Annotated in this window: 25 protein-coding genes; 13 read left to right on the forward strand and 12 right to left on the reverse strand. The window is 43.3% G+C overall.

Going from position 1 to position 25476, the window contains the following annotated elements; genetic code table 11:
* Nucleotides 1-59: 59 nt before the first annotated feature.
* Nucleotides 60-1538: a ferric reductase-like transmembrane domain-containing protein gene (locus tag ICN28_RS02940; RefSeq protein ID WP_216286090.1), complete on the forward strand. Its 1479-nt coding sequence runs from the start codon at nt 60-62 to the stop codon at nt 1536-1538.
* Nucleotides 1539-1544: 6 nt separating this feature from the next.
* Here the strand turns inward: ICN28_RS02940 and ICN28_RS02945 are convergent, their stop codons facing one another.
* The gene (locus ICN28_RS02945; RefSeq protein ID WP_216286092.1) at nt 1545-3479 is read right to left on the reverse strand and encodes an ATP-binding cassette domain-containing protein; all 1935 of its coding nucleotides are present in this window, start codon (nt 3477-3479) and stop codon (nt 1545-1547) included.
* 42 nt (nt 3480-3521) lie between these two features.
* On the opposite strand from ICN28_RS02945, the gene ICN28_RS02950 reads away from it, so the two are divergent.
* The 4 genes from ICN28_RS02950 (at nt 3522) to ICN28_RS02965 (ending at nt 8459) form a co-directional block, all read left to right on the forward strand.
* Complete coding sequence (locus ICN28_RS02950) at nt 3522-5303, forward strand: cation:proton antiporter (RefSeq protein WP_216286094.1); 1782 nt, start codon at nt 3522-3524, stop codon at nt 5301-5303.
* A gap of 15 nt (nt 5304-5318) precedes the next feature.
* Nucleotides 5319-6053: a pseudouridine synthase gene (locus tag ICN28_RS02955; RefSeq protein ID WP_216286868.1), complete on the forward strand. Its 735-nt coding sequence runs from the start codon at nt 5319-5321 to the stop codon at nt 6051-6053.
* Nucleotides 6054-6184: 131 nt separating this feature from the next.
* Nucleotides 6185-7486 (forward strand): U32 family peptidase, encoded by a 1302-nt coding sequence (locus tag ICN28_RS02960; protein ID WP_216286096.1) that lies wholly within the window; start codon nt 6185-6187, stop codon nt 7484-7486.
* Nucleotides 7487-7589: 103 nt separating this feature from the next.
* Nucleotides 7590-8459, forward strand: coding sequence for a transglutaminase family protein (locus ICN28_RS02965; protein ID WP_216286098.1), 870 nt, complete (start codon nt 7590-7592; stop codon nt 8457-8459).
* Nucleotides 8460-8508: 49 nt separating this feature from the next.
* On the opposite strand, the gene ICN28_RS02970 is transcribed toward ICN28_RS02965, so the two are convergent.
* Nucleotides 8509-8808 carry an antibiotic biosynthesis monooxygenase gene (locus ICN28_RS02970; RefSeq protein WP_216286100.1) on the reverse strand — a complete coding sequence of 100 codons (300 nt, stop codon included), beginning with the start codon at nt 8806-8808 and terminating at the stop codon, nt 8509-8511.
* Nucleotides 8809-8824: 16 nt separating this feature from the next.
* The gene (gene crcB / locus ICN28_RS02975) at nt 8825-9202 is read right to left on the reverse strand and encodes a fluoride efflux transporter CrcB (protein WP_216286101.1); all 378 of its coding nucleotides are present in this window, start codon (nt 9200-9202) and stop codon (nt 8825-8827) included.
* Between the two features lie 106 nt (nt 9203-9308).
* On the opposite strand from crcB, the gene ICN28_RS02980 reads away from it, so the two are divergent.
* Nucleotides 9309-9884 (forward strand): TIGR00730 family Rossman fold protein, encoded by a 576-nt coding sequence (locus tag ICN28_RS02980; protein ID WP_216286102.1) that lies wholly within the window; start codon nt 9309-9311, stop codon nt 9882-9884.
* A gap of 2 nt (nt 9885-9886) precedes the next feature.
* Complete coding sequence (locus ICN28_RS02985) at nt 9887-11299, forward strand: MBL fold metallo-hydrolase RNA specificity domain-containing protein (RefSeq protein ID WP_216286103.1); 1413 nt, start codon at nt 9887-9889, stop codon at nt 11297-11299.
* A gap of 20 nt (nt 11300-11319) precedes the next feature.
* Here ICN28_RS02985 and ICN28_RS02990 read toward each other — a convergent pair whose 3' ends face one another.
* The 5 genes from ICN28_RS02990 to ICN28_RS03010 all read right to left on the reverse strand — a co-directional run bounded on the left by ICN28_RS02990 (nt 11320) and on the right by ICN28_RS03010 (nt 16418).
* The gene (locus ICN28_RS02990; protein WP_216286104.1) at nt 11320-12534 is read right to left on the reverse strand and encodes an aminoacetone oxidase family FAD-binding enzyme; all 1215 of its coding nucleotides are present in this window, start codon (nt 12532-12534) and stop codon (nt 11320-11322) included.
* A 137-nt stretch (nt 12535-12671) separates the two neighbouring features.
* Nucleotides 12672-13160 carry a copper chaperone PCu(A)C gene (locus ICN28_RS02995; RefSeq protein WP_216286105.1) on the reverse strand — a complete coding sequence of 163 codons (489 nt, stop codon included), beginning with the start codon at nt 13158-13160 and terminating at the stop codon, nt 12672-12674.
* Nucleotides 13161-13228: 68 nt separating this feature from the next.
* The gene (locus ICN28_RS03000; RefSeq protein ID WP_216286106.1) at nt 13229-15244 is read right to left on the reverse strand and encodes a TonB-dependent copper receptor; all 2016 of its coding nucleotides are present in this window, start codon (nt 15242-15244) and stop codon (nt 13229-13231) included.
* Nucleotides 15245-15377: 133 nt separating this feature from the next.
* Entirely contained in the window at nt 15378-15956 is a 579-nt protein-coding gene (locus tag ICN28_RS03005) for a Crp/Fnr family transcriptional regulator (protein WP_216286108.1), read from the reverse strand.
* A 78-nt stretch (nt 15957-16034) separates the two neighbouring features.
* Nucleotides 16035-16418, reverse strand: coding sequence for a DUF2946 domain-containing protein (locus ICN28_RS03010; RefSeq protein ID WP_216286109.1), 384 nt, complete (start codon nt 16416-16418; stop codon nt 16035-16037).
* A 111-nt stretch (nt 16419-16529) separates the two neighbouring features.
* Between ICN28_RS03010 and ICN28_RS03015 the strand changes: the two genes are divergently transcribed.
* Nucleotides 16530-17288, forward strand: a complete 759-nt coding sequence (locus ICN28_RS03015; RefSeq protein WP_216286110.1) for a metallophosphoesterase — start codon at nt 16530-16532, stop codon at nt 17286-17288.
* Between the two features lie 12 nt (nt 17289-17300).
* Nucleotides 17301-18731, forward strand: a complete 1431-nt coding sequence (locus ICN28_RS03020; RefSeq protein WP_216286111.1) for a bifunctional serine/threonine-protein kinase/universal stress protein — start codon at nt 17301-17303, stop codon at nt 18729-18731.
* Here the strand turns inward: ICN28_RS03020 and ICN28_RS03025 are convergent.
* Nucleotides 18724-19746: a substrate-binding domain-containing protein gene (locus ICN28_RS03025; RefSeq protein ID WP_216286112.1), complete on the reverse strand. Its 1023-nt coding sequence runs from the start codon at nt 19744-19746 to the stop codon at nt 18724-18726. The two genes, ICN28_RS03020 and ICN28_RS03025, sit on opposite strands and share 8 nt — an antisense overlap.
* A 72-nt stretch (nt 19747-19818) precedes the next feature.
* On the opposite strand from ICN28_RS03025, the gene ICN28_RS03030 reads away from it, so the two are divergent.
* From ICN28_RS03030 to ICN28_RS03040, 3 genes are read left to right on the forward strand one after another with little or no spacing between them, the layout of a single operon-like run.
* Complete coding sequence (locus ICN28_RS03030) at nt 19819-20652, forward strand: extracellular solute-binding protein (RefSeq protein ID WP_216286113.1); 834 nt, start codon at nt 19819-19821, stop codon at nt 20650-20652.
* 32 nt (nt 20653-20684) lie between these two features.
* Nucleotides 20685-21380, forward strand: coding sequence for an ABC transporter permease (locus tag ICN28_RS03035; protein WP_216286114.1), 696 nt, complete (start codon nt 20685-20687; stop codon nt 21378-21380).
* Nucleotides 21381-21390: 10 nt separating this feature from the next.
* Entirely contained in the window at nt 21391-22089 is a 699-nt protein-coding gene (locus ICN28_RS03040) for an ATP-binding cassette domain-containing protein (RefSeq protein ID WP_216286117.1), read from the forward strand.
* Between the two features lie 93 nt (nt 22090-22182).
* On the opposite strand, the gene ICN28_RS03045 is transcribed toward ICN28_RS03040, so the two are convergent.
* The 3 genes from ICN28_RS03045 to ICN28_RS03055 form a co-directional block, all read right to left on the reverse strand.
* Nucleotides 22183-22767, reverse strand: coding sequence for a DUF3501 family protein (locus tag ICN28_RS03045; protein ID WP_255536092.1), 585 nt, complete (start codon nt 22765-22767; stop codon nt 22183-22185).
* A 32-nt stretch (nt 22768-22799) separates the two neighbouring features.
* Complete coding sequence (locus tag ICN28_RS03050) at nt 22800-24137, reverse strand: heterodisulfide reductase-related iron-sulfur binding cluster (RefSeq protein WP_216286121.1); 1338 nt, start codon at nt 24135-24137, stop codon at nt 22800-22802.
* Nucleotides 24138-24262: 125 nt separating this feature from the next.
* Nucleotides 24263-24694 (reverse strand): rubrerythrin family protein, encoded by a 432-nt coding sequence (locus ICN28_RS03055; RefSeq protein ID WP_216286123.1) that lies wholly within the window; start codon nt 24692-24694, stop codon nt 24263-24265.
* Nucleotides 24695-24892: 198 nt separating this feature from the next.
* Between ICN28_RS03055 and ICN28_RS03060 the strand changes: the two genes are divergently transcribed.
* Nucleotides 24893-25471 carry a TMEM165/GDT1 family protein gene (locus ICN28_RS03060; RefSeq protein WP_216286125.1) on the forward strand — a complete coding sequence of 193 codons (579 nt, stop codon included), beginning with the start codon at nt 24893-24895 and terminating at the stop codon, nt 25469-25471.
* The last annotated feature ends 5 nt before the right edge of the window (nt 25472-25476 follow it).

A 25476-nucleotide genomic window follows, 5' to 3' on the forward strand; every position in this document is an offset into this window, starting at 1 on the left:
TAGTTAAATATGTACGCTAAGTAATAGAAATTACATTTATAAAGAATCATAATAGGAATATGAAATTAAGTCTCATCAGTTTGACCGGCTTACTGGTTTATTTACTCCTTATCCTAAGCCCTCTCGCTATAGCGATATCCTTAGACTTAGCAGAGCGTCCTTTTTTAGATCAACTATCTTCTGCCTTAGCCATCTTAGGATTCAACCTCATTTTTATCGAGTTTTTGTTAAGCGGGCGAATTCGCCAACTCTCCAAAATGCTTGGCGCGGATTGGGTTTTGCAAATCCATCAATTGATGGCAAGAACCGCTGCGGTTTTTCTTTTGATTCATCCATTACTTTACACATTACCAAATGCCCCAGCATTTAGCTCCTTCCCACCCAGCGCTAGTTATTTAGGCTTAACTCCAGGAACAGCGTTTACCGGAATGATAGGTCTTGGCGCTTTAGTTGTTTTAATAGTTTTAGCCATCACTCGCCATAGCGCTCTGCTGAAATACGAACACTGGCGCATCAGTCACGCATTATTGGCAGTGACAGTGGCATTGATGGGATTTCATCACGCGACTCATGCAGGACGATTTTCACAAGAAAACCTGATGTTGCGATATTGGCAGATTGCCTTAGGATTTGCTTTGCTAATGCTTGCCTGGGTTTACTTGATACGCCCCATCCTCCAAAGATCACGCGCCTACAAAGTGATTAAGCTTCAAGAAGTCGCGCATCAAATTTACGAACTGACGATCCAACGCTGCAACCCTAACAACTCCGGCAATTTAAGGTATCAAGCTGGTCAATTTGCTTGGTTGAAAATAAAAAGCACCACTCCTGTTTTTGAAAACCCCTTTTCAATCAGCTCAGCCCCATCGCTAAGCACCAATGAAAAGCAAGAGTCCCTCCAATTTTTGATTAAGGATGTGGGAGATTTCACCCATCAGGTCAGCCAATTAGAAGTAGATGATTTAATTTACCTAGATGCGCCATATGGCAACTTTGGCCAATCTTGCTTTGAGTCAAATGAAAATCAACTTGTATTTATAGCCGGAGGTGCAGGTATTGCACCAATTGTGAGTTTATTAAGAGGTTTGATGCAAACCAAGAATGCCGCATTGCTTCATAAACCTATTCAGGTTATTTATGGTAATCGCATCGAAGATCAAATGATCAATCTATCCACCACGGTGAATTTACAAGCCTTTAGTCGTCTATCAATCACACCAGTCATTAGAGAACCTCATCATTCATGGACTGGTATTTCTGGGGTGTTAGACCAGCATAATTTAGAGAAAATATTAGTCACCCAGCACAGTGATTCATTCGACCCTAAACAATCGAACTTTTATGTTTGCGGGCCAGCCGAGATGATCGATAGCGTGGAATCAGCACTGACAAGCATGGGAGTTCCTTTAAGTCATATTGAATCTGAAAAGTTTCACTATGACTACAGTAAGAAAGGTGCTAGAAACCGCTTAAGTCTATTAATGATGGCGGCCCTGAGTACTGCGTTAGCAATCACTGCGCTCTTCGTTTCAGCCTAATTTGAATTAGGCTGATTCAGAACGCTCAAGCAAGACTTCCCACCTAGCAATTAGCTCAGCTAATTGCTGCTCGATGATTGTGAGGCGCCCTTGAAAATCAGCAACTTGCTTTGGGTTATTTTTATACAGCTCAGCATCACCTAAACTCACACCAATTTCCGCTTGCTCTTTTTCAAGAGCGTCTATCTTTAACGGAATATCGTCTAACTCTTGGCGCTCCTTGCTATTTAATTTCTGCGCGGAAGATTTAGCCTTAACAGAACTTACTTCTTTATTAGCCGGCACTTGAATGACATCAGTCTTTGCGCTCACGGATGATGAATTTTGAGTAGCCTGGTTAGCTCGGTACTCTTCTGTTCTCTTTTTTTGAATCTTCCAATCTTCGTAACCACCCTCGTACTCTCGCCAAAACCCATCGCCCTCATAGGCAATGATGCTAGTCACCACATTATCTAAAAATGCTCGATCATGACTCACCAAGAAAACAGTACCCTTGTAGTCCTGAAGCAATTGCTCCAATAGTTCAAGCGTATCAATATCCAAATCATTGGTTGGCTCGTCAAGAACAAGAACGTTCGCAGGCCTTGCAAATAGTCTAGCCAGCAATAGGCGATTTCTTTCGCCGCCTGACAGAGTTGATACAGGTGAAGCCGCTCTCTCTGGAGCAAATAAAAAGTCATTTAAGTAACTTTTAACGTGTTTGCGATTGCCATTGATTTCAATCCACTCGCTACCTGGACTAATGTAGTCCTCTAGGGTGGCATTGAGATCCAAGCCTTCTCGCATTTGATCAAAGTAAGCCACATCGATTCGTGACCCCATCGTTGCCGTGCCACTGTCCGGTTCAATTGTTCCGAGAATCAGTTTGAGTAAAGTTGTTTTGCCGGCCCCGTTAGGACCCAATAAACCGACCTTGTCACCGCGTAAGATGGTCGCAGTAAAGTCTTTCACAATAGGACGATCGTAGGATTTGCTGACATTCTCTAAATCTGCCACAATTTTTCCACTGCGATCGCCTGAGGAAACCGCTAACTTAATTTGCCCCATAGCATCACGTCTCTGCGCACGAACCTCACGCAGTTTTTCTAGACGAGCAATACGCCCAACACTTCGAGTTCGTCTTGCTTCGACACCTTTACGAATCCAAACTTCTTCTTGCGCCAATAATTTGTCTGCCCTAGCATTAGCCAATACCTCTGAAGCAATCTCTTGCTCTTTTAGCACTTCATAGGCTGAGAAGTTTCCTGGATAGGATCTTAAGATGCCGCGATCCAATTCCACAATTTGCGTGCTGACCGCATCTAAGAACGCACGGTCATGGGTAATCAGAACAACAGAGCCCTTGAACGCTTTGAGAAGTTCCTCTAGCCACGTAATCGAATCCAAATCGAGATGGTTGGTCGGCTCATCTAAAAATAAAACATCAGGAACTGCCACCAAAGCTTGCGCCAAAGCAACGCGCTTGCGATTACCGCCTGATAGTGCGCCAATCGCAATAGCAGGATCGAGATGCAAGCGGTCAAGAGTTTCATGGACACGCTGCTCCCAATTCCAGCCACTCATGGCCTCTAACTTCGATTGGATTTCATCCAAGCGGTGATGGGAGTCATCATTCCATTCAGCCACACTTAATTCTTCGTATTCTTCTCGTAGGGCTTTAACCTCTGTGACGCCTTTAGCTACCGCATCAAATACTGTTTCCTGGGAGTCAAAAACCGGTTCCTGAGCCACATAAGCCATGCGCAAACCTTGCTGATACTGCAAAGTACCGTCATCGAGCTTTTCTAAACCGGCTAAAATTTTCAATAAAGAAGACTTACCTGTGCCATTTCGACCAATAAGCCCCATTCTTTCCCCGGATTCAAGGGAGAAAGAGGTGTTTGCTAGCAAATCAACGTGGCCAAATGCCAGTTTTGCGTTAGTTAGAACAATTAAAGCCATAATGACATTATCGCGGTTGAATTAAAAAAGAGAGAAAAAACGATGCACGGTGCAGATTTTATTAAAGACTTAGCAGTCATCATGTTGGTTGCTGGGGTTGTTACCGTCATATTTCACTACCTCAAGCAACCTGTTGTTTTAGGCTACATTATTGCGGGACTCATTATCGGTCCTTATGCAACACCTTTCCCATTTATTTCAGATGAAAAGACAATTAAGACTCTAGGAGAACTTGGGGTTGTATTCCTGATGTTTGGTCTGGGGCTTGAGTTCAGTCTTCGTAAGTTAGCCAAGGTCGGGGCCACTGCTTTCGTTGCCGCCATATCCCAAATTGTTCTATTGATCTGGGTGGGCTATGAGATCGGTCGTTTTTTCTCATGGGATTCAATGGATTCGATTTTCCTTGGCGCCATGATGGCCATCTCATCCACCACCATCACCGTCAAAGCGCTCGAAGAGTTAGGCCTCAAAAAAGAAAAGTTTGCTACGCTCATTTATGGCATTTTGATCGTTGAAGATATTTTGGCGATTAGCTTAATTGTGATGCTCACCGGTATTGCCACGACAGGTCAGTTAGAGCCCATCGAGGCAGCCATGACGATTGGTGAGCTCATTCTATTTATGACCGTTTCTTTAGCTGTGGGCATCTTGTTAGTGCCGCGCCTACTGAACTTGGTTGCCAAGTTCCAGCGCAAAGAAATGTTACTTGTGACGGTCCTAGGTCTTTGCTTTGGCTTTTGCCTGATTGTGATTCAGCTAGAGTACAGCGTGGCCCTCGGCGCCTTTTTGATTGGCGCCATCATGGCTGAATCACGGCACATCCACACAATTGAAAAATTAATTGAGCCTGTTAAAGATATGTTCATTGCCATCTTCTTCGTGACGATTGGCTTACTCTTAGATCCTGCCATCATTTGGCAATATGCTTTGCCTATCACCATCATCAGTATTGCCGTGATCATTGGTAAAGTTGTTTCTTGCAGCATGGGCACTTTCATCACGGGGCATGATGGTAAAACGTCGATGCGGGTGGGCATGGGTAAGGCTCAGATTGGGGAATTTTCATTCATTATTGCGTCGCTTGGATTAACACTGAGCGTCACCAGTGATTTTTTGTACCCGATCGTTGTAGCTGTCTCTACGATCACAACCTTGTTTACACCCTATTTGATCAAAGCTTCCGATCCATTCAGTCATAAGGTGGGGGCATTAATCCCCAACCCCATTAAAAATGTCTTTATTCAGTACTCAGAGTGGATCAGTCAAATTCGTTCTGATAATCAGTTACGTAACGACATTCGCCCCTTTGTTAGAAGAATCACATTGCATGTTTTTGTTAATGCTTGCATTGTGATAGCTTTATTCTTATCCGCCTCTAAAGTATTCACCCTTCTCAATGAATATATTGATACAGGGCATTTGGTTTGGTTTGATGAAGCCTATCAACAAGCCATGATGTGGGCTATGAGCCTACTACTATCGGCGCCCTTCTTGTTTGCCATCTACAGAAAACTGGAAGCGCTCGGCATGATATTTGCAGACGTTCGCCTTCACTCTGGCGATCACTCTGCCGGAGAAAAGGCTGCTATCCATCAATTATTCTCTCAACTGATGCCAGTTTTAGCGGTGATTGCTTTATTGATCTTGGTATCAGCACTCAGCTCAAGTATTTTGCCTCCAGCAGGCATGCTGCTTATTCTAGGGGCCTTAATGGCTAGCCTGATTTACTTACTACGCAAGCAAATGGTGAAAATACATGCCAGGTTACAAATTGCTCTCACAGAGTCATTTAAAGAAAATAGTCAAAACACCCCACCCCAATAAGAGATAATGACAACCGTGGAAAAAGTACGCATATCAAAATTAATGTCTGAGCAAGGGATTTGCTCTAGACGCGAAGCAGACAACTATATCGAGCAAGGCCTGGTATTGGTTGATGGCGAAGTGGTCAGCGAATTAGGCGCCCGCGCATTCCCCAATCAAAAGATTGAACTGAAGAAAGCCGCCGTTGCACAACAAGCTTTGCGCTATACGATTATTTTGAATAAGCCAGTAGGCTATATCTCTCATTTCGATGAAGATCGCGAATATAAACCTGCTGCATCACTCATCGTTCCTGAAAATCAATTTGTTCATCAGTTATCAGCCCATCTCCCAGGTAAATTTAATACCCGCGGTTTAGCACCTGCTGGTCGTTTGGACATTGACTCCAGCGGTCTTCTGGTTCTCACCCAGGACGGCAGAATTGCCAAATTATTAATTGGCGAGAATAGCCCGATTGAAAAAGAGTACTTGGTGCGTGTTGAAGGCACCCTGACCCCTGAAGGTTTACGACTTCTCAATCATGGACTCTCTCTCGATGATGCGGCCTTAAAGCCTGCGAAAGTGAGCTGGCAGAATACGGATCAATTGAGATTTGTCTTGCGCGAAGGCAAAAAACGTCAAATTCGCCGCATGTGTGAATTGGTAGGATTGCATGTGGTGGGTCTTAAACGTATCCGTATAGGACAAATCCCCTTGGGTAGCCTGCCAGTTGGTCAATGGCGTCACTTAGGCCCTACAGAGCGCTTCTAAAGCAATTTAGGCACTATTTTTCACTTCTTCAGCGACTCTAAAGGGTTGTTTTTCACTCATGATCTGAAATACCCCTTTGATATGAGGCGGTTTAAGAGCGAAATCGCACGAAAACACCTAAAATACGGGCTATGAAAACACCTGAACTTTTGGCGCCTGCTGGCAGCCTATCCATGCTCAATACCGCCTTTGATTTTGGCGCAACTGCGGTTTACGCAGGTCAACCTCGTTATTCATTGCGCGTTCGCAATAATGACTTTGGCAATATCGAAGTTTTGCGCGAAGGTATTGATACGGCCCACGCGCAAGGCAAAAACTTTTACTTGGTTTCCAACATCTTCCCCCATGGTGGCAAGACACGCACTTATGTGAAAGATATGGAGCCAGTGATTGCGCTTAAACCAGATGCTTTGATCATGTCCGATCCAGGTTTGATTATGTTGGTTCGTGAAAACTGGCCAGATATGCCCATCCATTTATCTGTACAAGCCAATACCGTGAATGGGCAAGCTGCAAGATTTTGGCGCTCCGTAGGTGTTAGCCGCGTGATTTTGTCCCGCGAGCTTTCTCTTGATGAAATCGAAGCGGTTCGCCAAGACTGTCCTGAGATGGAAGTTGAAGTATTCATCCACGGTGCGCTTTGTATTGCTTACTCTGGTCGCTGCTTGCTATCAGGCTACTTCAACCATCGTGACCCTAACCAAGGTACTTGCACAAACTCTTGCCGTTGGGATTACAAGGTAGCGCAAGCGACTGAAGATGCCACAGGTGATATTTATCTTTTAGAAGAAGGTAACCGTCCTGGTGAGTGGATGCCGATTGAAGAAGATATGCACGGCACCTATATTCTGAATTCAAAAGACTTGCGGGCGATTGAACACGTTCAACGTTTAACCGAAATGGGTATTGACTCATTCAAGATTGAAGGCAGAACCAAGTCACCTTATTACGTTGCTAGAACTGCTCAAGCGTATCGCTCAGCAATTGACGATGCTGTTGCTGGCCGTCCATTTAATCCTGTTTTATTGGGTCATCTTGAAGGTCTTGCCAATCGCGGTTATACCGATGGCTTCTATGTTCGCCATCACGATCAAGATCACCAAAACTACCTACGTGGCTTCTCTATATCTGGCAGAAGTCTTTACGTTGGCAATGTCCTTGAAGTGGATGCTGCCAGAGGTTTAGTTAAAGTTGAAGCAAAGAATAAATTTGCAGTCGGCGATAAGCTGGAAATCATTCAGCCAAGTGGTAACACCGATATCGTGCTGGAAGAAATCTTCAGCACCAAAGGGGAACCCATGAGAGTTGTTCCAGGTGCTGGCTATACAGTTTGGGTCAAACTACCTCTAACCTCAGAAGGTGCGTTCTTAGCTCGTTACATGGAACAAGAAAATGCTTCTAAGCTCGAGCAAATCCCTATTTTAGAAGCTTAATTACGCTTCTACTCACGTAAATAAAAAAAGCCTTGATGAATAAAATTCAAGGCTTTTTTTATACGCCTAGTGGCACAGGACTTGCATCGGTTAAAGTATGTCTATGAAAGTTGCATTAACCCATATCACCCGCTATCAATATAGCCAAGAAGCTCAATTGGGGCCGCAACTCGTCAAATTACGCCCTGCACCACACTGCAGAACACCTATCTTGGAGTACCACCTTCAAATTAAGCCATTGGATCACTTGATTAATTGGCAACAAGACGCGTTTTCCAATCACATCGCCCGCTTGGTTTTTCCAAATAAAACAAATCACCTTGAAATCAGAGTTGACCTGACTGCTGAGCTCATTCCAATTAACCCATTCGACTTCTATTTAGATTCGTCGGCAGAACATCACCCTCTTACGTACGATAAAAATACCCATGATGGCTTGCTACCTTACTTAAAGGTCACAGAGTCAGGTCCTCTATTTAATCAGTTTATTCAGAAAATTCCGGCAGAAAAACGCAGAACAATTGAATTCATTATCTTCATCAATCAATTAGTCTTCAATCAGATTGCCTACTTGGTCAGACATGAACCCGGCGTGCAAAGTGTTGAAGAAACTCTGAGTAAGGGCTTAGGATCTTGCCGAGATTCTACTTGGCTTCTAGTTCAAGTCTTTAGACAATTAGGTCTTGCTGCACGCTTTGTGTCAGGCTACTTAATCGAAGCCCGGCCAGAGTGGCATAACATGAACAGCCCATCGGATACCCAAGAAAATATTGCCGAACTTCATGCTTGGTGTGAAGTATTTATACCGGGAGCCGGATGGATTGGCTTAGACCCCACGTCCGGTTTACTGGCTACAGAAGGTCATATCCCTCTAGCATGCGCCCCAGAACCAGAGAGCGCAATGCCCATTTATGGGGAATTAGATTGGTGTGAAGTGCAGCTAACGCACCAGATTAGTACTCGCTGCGTTTAAACCACACTTCTCTCTTGCTCTTGAATTAACTCAGAGCTCAAAACCTTAATTAAGATTTGCTAGCTAGCGTGAAATGCTCCACAGCTGGTGCTTGCAAAAAGAATGGCCCCACATGACCGCGCCACTTTGGAAAAGCATCCGACTCTCTAAAGTCGACAGTATGATTTTCTAGAGTATCCCAGTAGATCATCAAAATGTATCTACCTGGTTTTTCAATACCAGCATTGAGCTTGTAACCACGAAAGCCTTTAGCTGGAGCAATTGCCTCAGCAACACCAGCACTCACAGCTTGTTCAAATTCAGCTTTTTTAGCTGGATCGATACTAATATCAACAATTTCTAAAACCATATTTTTCCTTAATAAATTATTTCAACCAACTATAGGTAGCCATCCCCAACATAGTCAGCGCTAGAGAACCTAACAAATGAAAGGCAATCGTTACAAAAGCCTTCAAATAATCGCCCGACTGCATCACCAAGACCACTTCAGCGCTGAATGTTGAAAAGGTTGTTAAGCCTCCTAAGAATCCAGTGATGATGAGTAATTTTAGCTCCGGGGGCAGACTGCCTTGAGCCTCAAAAAAACTGGCCGCAAGACCTACCAAGTAAGCACCTACCAAATTAGCCATCAAGGTACCTAAGGGCATGGTTGCCCAAACAGCATTGAAGCCCAAACCTAATAGCCAGCGTGATACCGCCCCCAAAGAGGCTCCAATGCTAATTGCAACAATAGAAGAAACCATAATTTTCCTAATTTACCAATCCGCCAAGCCACTGATAGTCGATGGTTCATTATATATTTCTAACCATAAGATAAGCATGGTATTCAGCATGGATTATGCTTGAGGGATGAATATAAATATTTGCGTGTTTTGTGGAGCAAAAGATGGTGACAACCTCAACACCATTGCTAAAGCTGCAGACCTAGGCCGAAGCTTGGCTGAAGAAGGCTTTGGAGTTGTTTTTGGTGGAGGTCGCTTCGGATTAATGGGCAGTGTTGCTAAAGCTGCTATTGAATCAAAAGGCCGTGTCATCGGAATCATTCCAACGGGACTCACGTCACGCGAACCGGTTCAGCAAGAATTAACCGAGTTGTTTGTAGTGAACGATATTATCGAAAGAAAGCGCCTGATGATTGAAAAGTCAGATGCTTTTCTAATCCTCCCAGGTGGCCTAGGTACTTTAGATGAGTTATTCGAGGTATGGACTGGCCGTCAGGTGAAGGCTCATGCCAAACCAATCATTATTGCTAACTGGGATGGCTACTACGATAAATTGCTATCTTTTTTACATCAGGCAGATCATCATGGATTTTTAAATGGTGATCATTTAGATGGGGTTGAAATTGTTAAGTCGGTTGAAGAGGTCATTGTGACACTCAAAAAATCTTTAGCCACATCCATAAGCAAGCAATTCTCAAGGTAATTATGCATATCAAATTTTTTGGAGCTGCCGGAGAAGTCACTGGATCCCGCCATTTAATAGAGGGCGAGATCAAGGGCCAATCATTTAAATTCATGATTGACTACGGCATGTTCCAAGGGGGAAGAGATGCTGTAGAAAAGAATTTAGAGGATCTACCTTTTAACCCTGCTGAGCTTGATTTTGTGATTTTGACGCATGCTCATATTGACCATAGCGGCCTACTTCCCCGACTAACAGGGCAAGGCTTTAAGGGCACAATTTACTGCACCTATGCCACAGAGGCTTTATTAAAGATTCTCCTATTAGATAGTGCGCATATTCAGGAAAACGATTTTGAACGAGCTTCCCGAAAACAAAAATTAGGCAAATGGCGTGGCGAATTACCAACAGTTCTCTATAGCGTTAAACAGGCAACAGAGTGCTTATCTCAAATCAAGTCATATGACTACGGTCAAGTTTTTGAACCTATTGATGGCGTAGAAGCTCACTTTAGAAATGCCGGCCACATTCTTGGCTCAGCCATTGCAGTGATCGATGTTCAAGAAGATGCGGATAAGAAACGAATAGTCTCTTCAGGTGATCTTGGTATGTACGACAGGCCGTTAATGCCCAATCCAGACTTAATTGAATCTGCCGACATACTTTTAATTGAGTCCACATATGGCGATCGTCTGCATAGAGGGCTTAAGGAGACAGAGGAAGAGTTGGTAACAGTCATCACTGAAACCATGAAGCATGGTGGGAATATTGTGATGCCAGCATTTGCGGTAGGAAGAACACAAGAGATTCTTCTGATACTGATTGGTTTGGTTAAAAATGGTCGACTACCCCACCTCAATATTTGGGTTGACTCACCAATGGCTACTGCAGCAACTCATCTGACAGAGAAATTTCTTGAAGATCTTGATGATGAATCCCAGGGTGTTTATGCATGGTTCAAGAAAAACCCACACAGCGTTGATCTAAAGTTTGTTGCAGATGTAGAAGAGTCAAAAGCTCTTAACCGAATCAAGGGCGGCGCGATTGTTATTTCAGCCAGTGGCATGTGTGAAGCGGGAAGAATCGTTCATCATTTAACTTGGAATCTTCCGCACAGCCAAAATGCTATTGTCATCACTGGCTTTCAAGCAATGGGCACACTCGGTCGCCGCTTAGTCGATAAAGCAACAGTTGTGAAGGTCATGGGCAAAGAAGTATCAGTTAAAGCTTCCGTGCATACGATTGGCGGCTTATCTGCTCATGCTGATCAAGCAGGCCTACTCCGCTGGCTAAAAGGGTTTAAGAAAGCTCCCTCAAAGGTGTTTGTTATCCATGGGGAAGCCAAAGCAACAGCAAATTTTGCAGCCGTCATTAAAGAGGAGTTGCAATGGGATCATGTCATCACCCCAGAAAAGGGGGATTTATTTCCCTGCTAAAGACCCCAAAAGAATGATCCTTACAGAGCTTGAGCGCAAGCAAAACCACTTGCCCAAGCCCACTGGAAGTTATGGCCACCTAAATGACCGGTGACATCAACACACTCACCAATAAAATACAAACCTGGGTGTAGCTTGGACATCATGGTTTGTCCATCCAGTGACTTAGTATCAACTCCACCTAGCATCACCTCAGCCTTTTTCCAGCCCAAAGTTCCCGCAGGCTTCACAGACCATTGAGTTAGCAAATCTTTGAGCGCCTGACGATCTTTCTTGCCAACCTCAGCCCACTTGCGACCTAATAGATTCTTTTGCTCTGCAAATGACTTGGCCAGACGCTGCGGTAGCACCATAGCTAAGATTGTTTCCGTTGACTTCAGTCGATTCGCATCATCATTAAAGAGCTCATCACAATCCACATCATTGAGCCAATTGACCTTGATGCCCTCACCTTCATGCCAATAACTGCTGGCTTGAAGCACTGCAGGCCCCGAAAGACCTTTGTGAGTTAACAATAGATCCTCATCAAAATGGCAAATGCCATAACGCTGACCCTTTTGACCAGAAGTTACTTTAACCGGAACACTTAGACCCGATAGCTCACTCAAATTAGCAAACTCGTCAGACGTAAACGATAAAGGAACCAAGGCCGGTCTAACAGCAACAATAGGTAATTGGAACTGCTCAGCAATCTTGAGTGAAAACTCAGTGGCGCCAATGGCCGGAACCGGTAAACCACCCGTAGCCATAACAATGGCTCTTGATTTTTCGATGCCTTGATTGGTTGTCACTGCCCATGTTTGGTTAGCCAATTGCTCTACACGCTCAACTGTGACAGGGTGACGAATGACCACACCACCTTTTTGGCACTCACTAAATAACATGTCAATAATTTGTTTGGCCGACACATCACAGAACAATTGCCCTTTGTGCTTCTCATGAAAAGGAATGTTGTAACTTTTCACTAAATCTAAAAAGTCTTGAGGCTTGTATTTAGAGAGCGCACTTTTTACAAAGTTAGGATTTTGTGACAAGAAATTAGCCGGACTAGAGTGCATGTTTGTAAAGTTGCACCTTCCGCCACCACTGATCCGGATCTTCTCCCCCAATACTTCGGCGTGATCAAGAACTAACACCTTCTTACCTAGCTGGCCAGCAACGCCTGCACAAAATAAACCAGCCGCACCGGCTCCAATAATGATGGCATCCCACGATGGTGATTGCTGCTCAGACATGTCAAACTTTCTTATGAGGGTCAACTAGCTATTAACTAATAAAGTAGGCGTATTTTCTCATGGGATATGGGGATTCAGATAAGTTGAGCACCAATTAAAAAGCCGCAATCGCGGCTTTTTAACAAGATCAGGTCAGATTAATGATGCTTGCTATGATCATGTCCTGGCTGACCATGTGCAGGCGGTTTATTACCCATAACCTGGAACTTCACCTCTACTTCACCCGCTTTTTCAAACTTGAGCTTAATAGGAATGATGTCACCCGCATTTAATTGCTTATTTAAGTCAATAAACATCAAATGTAAGCCGCCTGGCTTTAATTCAACAGTTGATTTTGCAGGAAGTTCAATCGCTTTAACTTCGCGCATTTTCATAACATTATTTTCCATCGACATCGTATGAAGTTCCATCGATTTCGACACTGAAGAAGAAGCAGAAATCAGCTTATCAGCTGCGCCTGCGTTTTCAATCTTCATAAAGCCACCACTCATTTTTTGAGCAGGCACGGTTGCTCTTGCTTGAGGATTTTCAATCTTCAAGCTACCCACTTTCACCTCATTGCTAGCAAAAGCCATGCTTGCCATAAATGCTGAAGCAACAACTACCGAACTTAGTACTTTCTTCATGAACTTCTCCTCTAGATTGTTCAGTTTAAATCCAAAAAAAGCCCTTCACAAGACAGGGCTTTAGATCATCAATCAAGTGCAATTGTTGCTTTTAACCAAGCAGTTCGGCCAGGTTCATTAACACGAGTAGTTTGAGTGTATCCGTCAATTGAAGACCCAGAACGACTAATAAATTCAGCATAGGTTTTATCAAATAGATTATCAACACCTACCGCTAATACAGTTTTCTTATTAGGCTTATATCCTGCATTTAGGGAAAAAATACCAAAGCCACCTGATTTAGCAACGTCCTGACCTGAAATATTACCCTGACCAATAGCCGCCTCATCCTTAGGAGCAACCAATCTAAGCAATGCGCCATAGGAATATTTTTTATCATCATAGCCAACAGATAAGCGACCTTCCAATGGAGCTAATTGAGCCAATGGCAAAGCGTCAGTTTCATTTTTACCTTTAACGTAAGAAAGACTTGAGTTAACTTTGACTGTATTGGTTAATTGGTATCCAGCACCAAGCTCTGCGCCATAAGTGTGAGCATCAACATTCCTTGCTGTTGCCGTTCTATACATTCCCGATGTATAGCCAGTTCTAGCATCAATCAGAATCAAATCATTTATTTGGTTATAAAAAACTGATGCATTAAAGTCATACAAGTCAGATTTTTTAATTAAACCCATGTCAATCTGATTTGTTTTCTCTGTCTTCATCGATTGAAATGAACTGTGATTATTAGACATCATTGGATTCATACCAGCCGAACCATCTCTTCTATATGAAATTAACTCCCAATAGTCTGGCATTCTTTCTGAATGGCCAACACCAATAAAACCTTTCGACGCTTTAAGTGAATCAAGATCCTGCTCCAGCCTTACAAAACCGCTATTCGTAAGCTCTTCTCGTTTTTGCCCTGCAGTATCTGATGACATAGCAGAGCGCTTATCCAAAACAGTCCAAAAATCGCCACGATACCCTGCGACCACTTTTTGGCTTTTATTCAACTGTTCAGTCACCTCACCAAATACACTGGTATTTTTAAATTCCGAGTCCTCTGTGATAGCAATGGCACCCATACCCGGCATATTTCCACCATGCTTTGACTCTGAGTAATCAACACCCAATTTTGCTTTAGTGCTCGATCTTAAATTTAAGTCTGATACCAAACGTAAAGCATTGGTTTCATGCGTCACATCCATGTAAGAGTTGGGATTTCCTCTCATGGCTTCTGACATGGTGTGGAAGATAGTGTTTCTTGAAGCTTGAATTTCTAGTTTTTCAACAAGCTCAGATATATTTTTAAGCTGTCCCTTTAATGCTACATTTTCACGTAAGAACTTTGTGCCATCCATGGATCGATCAGCATAAGCCGCATAACCGTTACTTCTACCAGCTGATAACTCAAAACGCTTATTATCATCAGGTGTCAAACCCAATGCTGCGCCAGCGCTGTACCGACTGTATTGTGAATGGACTTTATTGCCATTACCATCTTTATAGTCTTGTGAATGAGAGTTTGATCCAGTGAAGTTAGCAAAATATCCTTTATCGCCAATATTTGCATCAATCACTTCATCATGACGACCAAAGCTTCCCACCAAACCAGAAGCGTGAACATCATACCCTGGGTTCTTATAAGTTTTTGGCTCCTTCTCAAAGCGCACCGTTGCTGCTGAGCCGTGACCTGGATAAAGAACAGTCTGAGGACCCTTAACAACAGTTACCTTGTCGTAAATTTCAGGGAAGATATAAGCTGTAGGCGCATCCATACGCTGACCACAACCACCAAAAATATTTTGATCATCTGCCAAAATATTCACGCGAGATCCACCCATGCCACGGAAATTAGGCTCACCATCCGTACCAGCTTTACGCATAATGCTAAAACCCGGAACAGACTTCAAAAAGTCAGCGCCATCGTGCGCTGGCAATGGTTGGCGAGGAACCTTAGGATCTAACTCGATTGTTGTTGGCGTGGTCATTGGTGCTGCTGTAACAACCACATCATTCAATACAGCTTCTGTAGCAAACGAATTGGACACCAACATCGATGCAACCAAAGCAATTGGGGTTACTTTAATTAACTTCATTTCATTTCCTTATTAAAAAATTACTTCTTATTACGATTCTTAACAATGACGACATAACCGAGAAAGGCTATTAAAAAATAGACTCCCCAGAAAATTAGTGCGCTCTTTAAATCTGACATCTCTTAAATAAACCTTAAGCAGCCAAAGACATCAATGATTGACTCGAGAAAGTAAATTGATTCCTCAAATTACCTCTTGTGCCCTGCACAGGAATCAAAATGCCTTGCTTTCTTAAGCTGTTGATACAGCGCGAAACTGTTTCAATAGTTAAGTCAGTGATTTCTGCCGTTTCTTTTAGGGGTGGCAAAGTTAAATTAGCTTGGCTTTGACTTTGGTCAGATGAGCTAAGCAAATCAATAAATTTCAAAATGCGGCCCATGGCTGTTCCACATCGCAGCGAAACCACCTCTGATTGGCGCAAACTAGATTTAATGAGCTCTTCTGCTAATGCTTCAGCCCATAGAATGCTTGGCTCCTGCCAAACTGCGATCTCGCAATCAGTTAACGCTTGCGCTTCGAAGGCGTATGGTTTGCGCAATAAAACTTCAGCGCCAAGCAAGTCGCCTGATATAGCTATATTCGCAAAAATGGATTGATGAGTTCTAGTAGTCTGACTGAGTCTAACGGTACCACTAAGAACTTTATAAGCAGGTCCAGTCTGACCCGATATATAAATCTGGTCACCAGCTTTAAAACTTATTGTTTTTTTCATGATTCACTCGCAATAATCTTTTGGGAGCGCGCAAATGCGCTCATACCAGCAACTAGATACCTAGTGCTGAGCTAAAAATTAAGCGAGTGTTGGAGGTGCTCTAGAAGGAAGCGATACCCAAGCGAATAATGGCTTAGGTGATTGATAGAAAAGCTGAGGGTATAACTGGTGAGCTTCTGGCTTAGCAAAACTCAAAGTGCCATTAACAGGCAGATCATAAGCACCATGCATGATGCAAAATGGGCAATGCTCATTAGCCTTTTTGGTTTCTTGTTCTTGGTTCTGATCAGCACCAACCATAACGGTCATTTTGCTGCCTGCCGTTGTACAAACTTCAACAGCAAAACCTTTGCCATCCTGAGCAACTGAGATAGCCTGAGAAATTGAAGGCGCAAGTGAACCCGTCAAGACAGCCAAGATGGCAATCATGTGGATGAATTTACGTTTAATCAACTTAATCATTGCTTGTGATTTTATATGATTTGTATATTTTCGAGGTTTTTTAAGTTTTTCTTGATCTGAGTAGGGGTATTTTGTCAGTTAGAACGAGGTTTCTTGTCATATCATTAGAGGATGTCTTCCGATCGTAGAATTGCACTTTTTGCTGACTTACACAGCAACCTAGAGGCTTTTGATGCCTGCCTGGAGCATGCTCAAGAGCATGGCGCTACTGAATTTGTATTTTTAGGTGATTTGGTTGGCTACAACGCCGATCCAGTTGCTGTCATTGAAAAAGTTGCTGAATTAGTTGATAAAAATAAAGCTGTCGCTTTAATGGGCAACCATGACGAGGCAGTCTTTAAAGATCATTCCACCAGAATGAATGCACATGCTTGGGCGGCTATTCAGTGGACACGCAACCAACTCTCTGATCAGCATGTTTCTTTTTTAAAAGAATTACCACTCATTCATAAAGATGAAGATATTTGCTACGTGCATTCATCTGCATCTAAACCAGAAAATTGGTCCTATGTTGATAGTGGCTTAGCCGCTTGGCACTGCGCTGAAGCAGCCGGCACAACGTACACATTTGTAGGTCATGTTCATGACTCTACTGTGTACTATCAAAGCAGTGTTGGTAAATTAGTTCAATTTCACCCTCACCCTGGTGAGCCCGTGCCTATTTCTCGTCACAGAAGATGGGTTTCAGTAACTGGCTCAATGGGGCAACCTCGAGATGGTAACCCTGCTGCTGCATATGCCCTATTCCAACCTGATGAAGAAAGCATTACTTTTCATCGCGTTGACTACGATCATTACAAGGCTGCAGAAAAAATTCACAAGGCTGGTCTACCTGACGACCTTGCTAATCGCTTGCTAACGGGCAAATAGAGATTTATAAGCATGGGCATTAATAAAACTATCGAATCTATTAACGATATTTTCCAAGAGGGGAAAGAGATCGATGGTTTTTTAATCGGTGAAGAAGTGCACCGCGGTGGCATGGCAGTTTTATACGAGGCTACTAAAGAAGGTATTGAATATCCTATCCTTTTAAAAGTGCCGCGCGTTGGACGAGACCAACCGGTTGAAAGCTTGATTGGGTTTGAGACAGAGCTCACCATCATGAAATCTCTCAAAAGCCCTTTTGTGCCTCGCCTAGCTGGCGCGGGCAATATGGCCAAAAAACCATATATCGCCATGGAGCGCTTAGATGGTCGCCCACTCGATCAAATCATTGAAGAACAAGGTGGTAAGTTAAGCGACATTCAACAGACAATTGATATTGTTTCAAATGTGGCTCTTGCAATTGCCAGTCTTCATGCGCAAGACATCATTCACTTAGATTTAAAGCCTGAAAATATCTTAGTCACCAAAGATAACAAAGTGGCGATTATTGATTTTGGTTTAGCCCACCATACTCACTATCCAGACTTATTAGTTGAACAAATGCGTAAGGGCGTAGGTTCAGCTCCATACATAGCCCCGGAACAAGTGATGGGGATCCGCAATGATTGGCGCAGCGACATCTTTGCAATGGGCACTATTCTTTATGAAATGCTAACTGGGGAACTTCCATTTGGTAGCCCTAGCACCATCAATGGCCTCAAGAATAGAATGTGGAGCGAAGCATTACCTCTTCGCGCCATCCGCAAAGAAATTCCGCCATGGTTACAAGAAGTTGTTCTGCGATGCATGGAGCCATTAGCGGCGAATAGATATCAAAGTGCTACCCGCTTGCGCCAACTTCTCAAATCCCCCGAGAGCGTTCAACTAACAGCAAGAGCTGAAAAACTTTACCCAAATAGTGCATGGGATAACATGAAGCGCTGGTTTAGAGCAGCTGGATATGAGCCATCACCATGCCCAAAACCTAGCTCGGCACTTGATAACGCCCCGCTGATTATTGCAGCTATCGACACACGACAAAATGATGATGTCTTGAGGGAGCGCATGCAAAACACTGCGATACATTTACTGCAAGCATATCCAGAAAGTCGCTTAATTTGCTTAAGCACCATCTCAAGCACACCTACATTTGAAGGCAATGCAGAATCAGAAACAGCATCAGGTATTGTGCGCGGTCATTTGGTTCAATTGATGGACTGGGCAAAACCGCTGAAGATGTCGACAGAACGCGTTTCATTCCATGTATTAGAGGCAATGGATCCTGCCTCAAGAATCGTTGAGTTTGCACAAGATAATCACGCTTCGATGATTCTAATTGGGGCATCTCATAAGATACCGGCCAAGGTAACGCCATGGCGAACATCCATGACAAAAATTGTCGAGGAAGCACCTTGCAGCGTTCATATCGTTAGAAGTTCTAACTAGCTTTGAGAGTATTCCTTAGCTTAACCTCTTGATAGCCAGGCATCTTCTTCGCCTCTTTTCTCAATACACGAATTAGTTCACTCACAGCACTGCGCTTGACCATCTGTGGCGACATGGCTAAAAAATAAGTTTCGTCACCCAAACTCAAAAAATCCAAGTTATGTTCTAGAGCAACACTCTTGAGCCCCAATCCAACGTCTGCAGTTCCAGCCAAAATAGCTGTCGCCACCGCAGAGTGAGTGAATTCTTCTCGCTGATATCCTCTAATTTTTTTAGCAGGTAACTGTTGCGACTCCAATAATTTATCTAATAAAAGTCGGGTACCTGCACCTTTTTGCCGATTAATAAAGCGCACTTCTGGGCGAGCTAAATCTGTTAATTTTAATATCTTAAGTGGATTACCTTTTTGAACCATTAAACCTTGGGTACGCTTCATAACAGGGTATGCCTGTATCCCTTGCAAAGACAAACGCTCACGCACTCCTTGAATACTCTCATCATCTGGCACATGAAATCCCGCCAAATTAGCAACGCCTGATATTAATTGCTCCAAGGACTGTCCTGAACCCATCGTTTGCAAGTCAAATAAGTTGCTTTGTAAAACAGCCTCTTCTAACAAAGGATCGTTACTGGCGCAAATAATCCATTTTTTCTTTTCATGATTTTCCAAACTGTCTAGCCTGATTTGGAAACGATCCTCTTGAACTTCATTAATACTTTGATATTCTTTTTCAACATCATCCACAATCTTTAAGAGGGTTGCAGCAGCAGCGGTTAGGGTTGAGCCGTGCCCCTTAATACTTAGCAATAAAGAGCAGCCAAGAGTCTTCTCAACCGCCTTTAAGCGATTCCATAGCGTCCGGTATGAGATATTCAGACTATCAGCTGCAGATTGCAATGATCGTCCCTGCTGCACCCCACGCAATAGATCTGCAACCCAGGTTAAATCAATGGCCTCATTCAAAAATGGGCCCTTTTTGCGGATAGAAATATGGGGGGTAATCTTAATTTGCATATGAAAGTAATTGCATATTGATACTTATTTAATAAATGTTGATGATATAACCATATTTATAAAGGAGACAATATGAAACGTCGTAATATTCTTAAACTAGCAGCAACATCACTTTTGGTGGTTTCAGGTATTGGCTTTAACAGCAGCTCTGCATATGCTCAAAAATCGATTACCGTTTCCTCCACCACCTCGACCGAGCAATCGGGTCTATTTACCCATATTCTTCCGGTCTTTGAGAAAAAGACAGGCATTCAAGTGAAAGTGGTGGCTGTAGGTACAGGTCAAGCATTGGATATCGGGCGTAGAGGTGATGCCGATGTGGTCTTCGTACACGATAAGGTCGCTGAAGAAAAATTTGTTGATCAAGGCTTTGCCGATAAGCGTATTGAAATCATGTACAACGATTTTGTATTAATCGGCCCTAAAGCTGATCCAGCCAAAATCAATGGTGGCAAAGATATCGCTGTAGCACTACAAAAAATCAATCAATCCAAAGCAAATTTTGTCTCTCGTGGCGATAAAAGTGGCACACATGCGGCAGAGCTTCGCTACTGGAAAGCAACAGGCATTGAGGTATCTCCTAACCTCACTTGGTATAAAGAAACAGGGTCAGGTATGGGTCCCGCACTCAATACGGCCTCAGGTCTTAATGGCTACATTCTTTCAGATAGAGCAACCTGGTTAACGTTTAAAAACAGAGGCGACCTCAACATCTTGGTTCAAGGTGACCCGAAGCTATTTAATCAGTATGGTGTGATGTTAGTTAGCCCTGAGAAGCATCCTCACGTTAAAAAACAAGAAGGTCAAGCATTTATTGATTGGATCGCATCAAAAGAAGGTCAAGACACTATTGCCTCCTATAAAGTAGGTGGTGAACAGCTGTTTTTCCCTAACGCTAAAAAATAACCCTAAATCAATAAAAGCATTAAGCTATCGGCATGTTTTCGTCATTTAGCGATGCTTTTCATTTATTAGGAATACTCGATGCCAAGTTACTTGGCATCGTTTTTATCTCCATTCAAGTTAGCCTATCTGCCCTTCTTATTGGCTGCCTTATTGGTATTCCTTTAGGGGCTGTAGTGGCTGTGTACCAATTCCCAGGTCGCCAGGCTGTAGTGGTGATTTTAAATAGCTTGATGGGCGTTCCAACAGTTATTGTGGGCGTTGTGATTTACCTGCTTCTATCCAGAACAGGCCCCATGGGTGAACTGAACTGGCTCTTTACAGTTAAGGGCATGATTTTGGCTCAATCCTGTTTGACCATTCCCTTAATTGGCGCTTTAACTAGACAGATCATTGAGGATGCTTGGCAGATCCACGGCGAGACATTCACAGCCCTTCGCTTAAAAACGGTGGCCAAACTGAAGTGGCTAATTTGGGACACCCGCTTTTCTTTATCGATTACCCTTTTAGCCGGCTTTGCAAGAGCCATATCGGAGGTGGGTGCAGTGATGATCGTTGGCGGCAACATTGATCACGCAACAAGAACTATGACCACTGCGATTGCACTCGAAACCAGCAAAGGGGATTTGCCGTTTGCCCTAGCACTTGGAATGGTTCTATTGCTCGTTGTTATCTTTGCAAATTTCTTAATCTTCATCATTAAGACTATGGCGGAGAAACGCTATGGATAAATCGTCATCCATGAGTTCATCTAACAGGCTTGAGCTACAGCATATTGAAATAGTCAGAAACGATAGAAAGATTCTATCTGCCAATGTTTCCATTCCCTTACAAGGCATCACAGCAGTGATTGGCCCCAATGGATCAGGCAAAACCACCTTATTAAAAATGATTCATGGACTTGTAGCGCCTGATTCTGGGAATTATTTACCAGGCTCTGTTGCTTTACGATCCGCCCTGGTTCTGCACCATACCCCCTTGATCAAGGCCAGCGTCAAGGCCAACCTCGAGTTGATCAAAGATACAGAGTCCGCTATTCGAATCAGTGACTCCGATATTGACGAGGCATTAGCAAATGTTGGTTTATTGCATTTAGCCAAACAACCCGCACTAAAACTATCTGCTGGTGAGCGCCAGCGCTTGAGCCTTGCAAGAGCACAGCTTCAACATGCTAAGGTGATTCTTCTTGATGAACCTACCGCCAACTTGGACCCTGGATCCACAGACCAGGTCGAAGCCATCATTAAAAATCTAGTAGCGCAAGATTGCTCTATTATTTTCACGTCTCATCAACTGGCTCAAGTCGAACGCTTAGCCAATCAAGTCATGTTCATTTACGAGGGTGAATGCTGCGATATTTCAGACACTGTGGAATTTTTCAAAAACCCACCCTCTCAAAATGCCCAACGATTCATTCACCATGAATTAGGCTGGAAATGATGGATCGTTGTTAAAGTCTGTAATGTGCCCTTCTGACAATAAAAATGCCGCTGACGCGGCATTTTTATTGGGTTTGTTTCTTGTATTGAGGATTTATGACAAATCTTCCAACAAAGAAGCCAAAGTTTCTTCTGGCAAACACTCAATATGGAATGGGTATTCGGCATGATCGCAACCCACCTTCATTTGAGCACCAGCCTTGAGAGACTTCTTCATGTCTTCCGTTAACTGGAATCTCAAAAAGTGAACAGATGATGTTTTATCAGCTGTCGTGCGGTCTAAATCTTCGTTAGCAATTGCGTACACACGCGCCTGACCTTCAACTTCAATGAAAACGCGATGCTCAACGCCAATTAACTTGGCCAAGGCAATTTTGCGATCCGCTTCATTGATGTACTCAAGCTTCATTGTGACCTTGAAGTTATCGCCATCTGGCACTAAATCGTTATAAGTATCTAACTCGTCTTGAATACCTTCGTCTTCAAAAATTTTCTCAACACGCAACATCTCTTGAATCTGATATTGCATCAAGTACTTATTTTCAAAAATCATATTAAGGTGCTCACCCAAGATCACTGTGCGCTTCTTACGCTCAGCAATAGCGCGCGCTCGCATTTCTGGACGTGCCTTGTAATAACCTTCAAGAGTTAGCAACTCTTCTCTTTTAATCTTGCGCATCGTTATCTCCATGTGGACCAATCCTTAATTAATTAAAGCCCGTAAGCCTTAGCTAAAAGTGTAATAGGGTGAGCCATTTGCGACTTCTTCAAGTCATTCTCTTCCATACCTTGTGAAATATGATGGCCCGCCAACTGACAATCTGAGCTGATGAAATCAGGCTCAGTGCTAGCCATGTTTTTAAATACAGGCTTACCAATCTTCATTGCAGTTTTATGGAACTCTTTCTTAACACCCCAAGTTCCAGCATGACCAGAGCAACGCTCCACTACGTTTACTTCTGTGCCAGGAATCATTTGCAATGTTTCAGCCGTTTTCTTACCAACGTTTTGCACACGTAAGTGGCAAGGTACGTGATAGCTAACTTTACCTAGCTCTACCTTGAAGTCGGTTTTCAACAGGCCATCTTTGTTACGAGCCACGATGTACTCAAACGGATCCCACATCGCATCTTTAACCAACTGGACATCAGCTTCTTCTGGGAACATGAGCGGTAACTCTTGCTTGAACATCAATGTGCAAGAAGGAATCGGCGTCACGATCGCATAACCCTCTTTTGCTAATTTAGCTAATTGAGGAATATTGATATTTTTGTTCTTTTCAACAGACTCAAGATCACCCAACTCCAATTTAGGCATACCGCAACAAGCTTCTTTTTCAACAAGCTTGTAAGGGATTTCGTTATGAGCCAATAACTTCAAAAGATCTTGGCCAATACCTGGCTCGTTGTAATTGATAAAGCATGTTGAGTAAACCGCAACCTTACCCGGTGTTTTTGCACCATCTTTAACTGGCCATGCAGCTGATTCTTTAGCCACTTGCTTAAAAGTTTCTGGCGCGTAGCTTGGGATCCAAGCATTCTTATCGACACCTAATGTTGACTCCATCACAGAACGCATGATCTTCGTGCTATTAACTGCATTCACAGCTTGAGTCACGATCGGAATACCTGCAAAGCTACCCATTTTGTCTGTTGAGGACAAGATGTTGTCACGGAAAGATGTTTCACCATTTTTGTGCTTTAACGCCTTAGCGCGCAACATCAAATGAGGGAAATCCAAATTCCAAACGTGTGGGGGGGTGTAAGGACACTTTGTCATGTAGCAAAGATCGCATAGGTAACATTGATCAACGACTTTGTCGTAGTCTTTTTTATCAACACCGTGAACTTCACCATCTTCAGTTGCGTCGACCAAATCAAAAAGAGTCGGGAAAGAACCACATAAGCTCACGCAACGGCGGCAACCGTGGCAAATATCAAAAACACGCTCTAACTCTTTGTTAAGGGATTCTTCGTTATAGAAGTCAGGATTTTTCCAATCCAGTGCGTGACGTGTTGGGGCCTCTAGATTTCCTTCTCTTTGACTCATGGTACTTTTCCTATTATTTTGTAGTTAGAGTGGAACCACTCATGAAAGACTCTTTATGAGATTCCCGAGGTTATAGGAATAACCCCGGAAATCCTTAAAAAGCCTTGATGGCAATCAATAATTGATTAACCAGCTGCTAATACGTCCAAAGCCTTCTGGTAACGGTTAGCGTGTGAACGCTCAGCCTTTGCCAAAGTCTCAAACCAGTCAGCAACTTCGTCGAAGCCTTCGTCACGTGCTGTCTTAGCCATACCTGGGTACATATCTGTGTACTCATGTGTTTCGCCGTGAACAGCAGCCTCTAGAGCTTCTTTAGGTGTACGGCCTGGAAGACCTGTACCTGGCTCGCCTGCGCCGCCTTCGATCAAGAACTCCATGTGACCGTGTGCGTGGCCAGTTTCGCCTTCAGCTGTTGAACGGAACAAAGCTGCTACGTCGTTTTCACCAGCGATATCGCACATGTTCGCGAAATACAAGTAACGGCGGTTAGCCATTGACTCACCAGCAAACGCTTCTTTCAAGCACTCTTCAGTTTTACTACCTTTTAATGTTGGCATTGTTTCACTCCTATCGATAGATTGAATTTCTAAGTCGGTTACGATTGCAATAGTGAATTCCATTAAGAAATACAAATTGCGATGTAACCTGACAGACGTAGTTTATGTCCTAAACAACTCAATAGTTAAATTGTATTTATTAATTTTTGCGATAGTTTTTAACTAAAACACTAAAAACAACTTAAGTGAATGATTTATATGGATTTAAATTCTTTTTTTCTAGCAACAAGCATTGTTGCGCTTGCTGAAATTGGCGACAAAACTCAACTTTTGTCTTTGTTATTGGCTGCTAGGTACAAAAAGCATCACTGGGCCATTATTGCCGGCATCTTTATTGCAACGGTATTCAATCATGCTATCGCAGCATGGTTAGGAAGTGCCTTAGCACAATGGATAAGTCCTGATGTGATGCGTTGGATCCTCGGAGGTGGGTTTATCGCTTTGGGTCTATGGTTGTTGGTGCCAGACAAACTGGATGACAATGAAAAAACACCTCAAGCTCACAGCGCTTGGAAAGTTTTCATAATCACGACCTCGCTCTTTTTTATTGCTGAAATGGGCGATAAAACACAAGTCGCAACAGTGGCACTAGGAGCGCGATACGATGACTTAGTCGCTGTCGTTCTTGGTACCACCGTCGGCATGATGTTAGCCAATGCACCGGCTGTCTGGCTAGGTCAGAAATTTACAAATGCTTTACCCATCAAGTGGGTTCATGCGATTGCCGCTATTATTTTTATTGTGATTGGTTTAGTCACACTTTTCTTTTATCAGTAACTTAC

This window comes from Polynucleobacter sp. 30F-ANTBAC (genome assembly GCF_018882385.1).
Lineage (GTDB): Bacteria > Pseudomonadota > Gammaproteobacteria > Burkholderiales > Burkholderiaceae > Polynucleobacter.